Genomic DNA, 1,895 nt, shown 5'->3' on the forward strand with positions numbered 1-1,895 from the left:
TTTTGTGACTTTGATTCGTCTTTTGCGGTGGACTATATATAAATGGCACTCTTACGCTTGGCTCCAAGAATGTTGATTTGTAGAGCATCTCATGGTCTCCTAGCATCTCGCCATGATCTGATGTTATTGCTACTGCTGTATTTTTGTAGTCTGTTCTTTCTTTCGCGATATCTATAATCTTACCTAATTGATCATCTAATAATTGTAGATGATCCGCATAGTCAAGTCTAAGTGCGTCAGTATGTTCTTTTTTTAATTTTTCTTTCCATAGATCCCTGATTTTTTTTGTCTCACATGTCGTTTCTAATCTGTCAATCCAGCCATTATTCTTAATTACTCTTGGGAGTTGTTCGTTGTTATTTCTTCCTTTCCATGGCTTTGGCGTGTCAAATGGTTCATGCGGGCCTACGAAACTAATCCACAGAAACCATGGCTTTTTAGTCGGCATTTTCTGAAGCATTTCTATACCCTTACTTGCAATCCAAATATCTGGATATAGTGAGTTAGGAAGAACACTTTCTCTAACCTGCCATGCAGCTTCATTGCATCCATTCTTATAGCGTTCAGCGAGGTCTTTAATGTGAGCTTTATACACTCCTGTCTTTTCCCAATCGTCTGTTATGTCACATTTTACTTTTTGTAAGGCCCGCGGTCCTGCAATTTCTCTTGATTCTATAAATCCTAAATCACTAAGCCTCTTTTTGTTTTCTCTTAAGTCACATTCAATGTTATGGTTGCTCCAATGTGTTTTTCCTACTATCGCTGTATGCCACCCTAAATCTTTTAGTTCACGTATCATTGATGGTGCGCTACCTGGCAAATCTAATGGCCTGTTATATGTAACTCCAGATTCACTTGGTCTCATACCCGTCAACCAACTTATTCTTGCCGGCACACATTGTGGGCTGCTTGTATAGCATCTCTCTATTATTAGACCTTCTTCTGCTAAGGCCTTCAATTCTTTCAGTTCTGTTACCGGTTTCATGGGATCTCCCCAGTCACCTCGCCATTGATCAAATGTGATTAATATTAAGTTTGTTCTGTCTTTATTTGTATATTGTTTCCCCTTAGATTTTCCTATTAGTTTTTCCCACATTTTTTCTTTTAATTTATGTCGGTTCATTACTGGTTAGCTCTCCATCCCGATATTACTCGTCCGATTGGCGGCGTAAAGCAGATGCATCGACTTGCTGAGTCTATTGTTGCCTGCGGACGTAAGGCAACAATTATTCAAGAGTCTGCTGATTTCCATCCTGGTTGGTTTAGCAGTAATGTTAATACAATTTCGTTTTCTGAGTGGGTTAAGTTACGCGATTCCTCTCTATCACGTACTCATAATGTCATTATCTTTCCAGAGACTTTCTTGACTACAATTTTTAAATACGCCGCAGGCTTTCCATCTGTCATATTTAATCAAAACTTATCATATACTTTTGGTCTTTCCGGCGATACTTCTTTTCTAAAGCCAAATATTGCATTGTCATTGTATCGTCATGAGTCGATTCTTCAGGTTTTTTGTGTGTCTCAACACGATTACAAGTTTCTCTCTGAGTTTGTTCTTCCTGGAAGCAATCGTGTTTCGTTGATTATTAATGGATTCGATCTCGGTGGTCTCCCTTCCATTTCTAACAAGAAGCGCCAGATTGTCTATATGCCTCGTAAGAATCTCCTTGATGGCTCCGTGGTCGCTTCTATTTTGAGAGAACGATCATTGCTTTCTGGTTGGACCATTAAGCCCATTGACGGTCTTGCTCATACTTCAGTTATTGAACTTATGTCTGAAAGTTTTCTTTTTCTCTCCTTTGGCCATCCTGAAGGATTCGGCTTGCCTGTAGCTGAAGCTCTTGCCTGTGGTTGCGCTGTTGTTGGTTATTCTGGTTTGGGTGGTCGTGAAC

General features: G+C 39.7%; 1 protein-coding gene and 1 pseudogene. One reads left to right on the forward strand and one right to left on the reverse strand.

Annotation, left to right across the window (positions count from 1 at the left end):
- Positions 1-1,123: sulfatase-like hydrolase/transferase (locus WH5701_RS17295; RefSeq protein ID WP_156776460.1), on the reverse strand; the 1,123-nt coding region annotated here is incomplete at its 3' end.
- Between WH5701_RS17295 and WH5701_RS17300 the strand changes: the two are divergent.
- Positions 1,112-1,895 (forward strand): annotated as a pseudogene (locus tag WH5701_RS17300) (hypothetical protein); the annotation flags it as partial. The gene WH5701_RS17295 and the pseudogene WH5701_RS17300 sit on opposite strands and share 12 nt — an antisense overlap.

The organism is Synechococcus sp. WH 5701, assembly GCF_000153045.1.
Classification (GTDB): Bacteria; Cyanobacteriota; Cyanobacteriia; order PCC-6307; family Cyanobiaceae; genus Regnicoccus_A; species Regnicoccus_A antarcticus.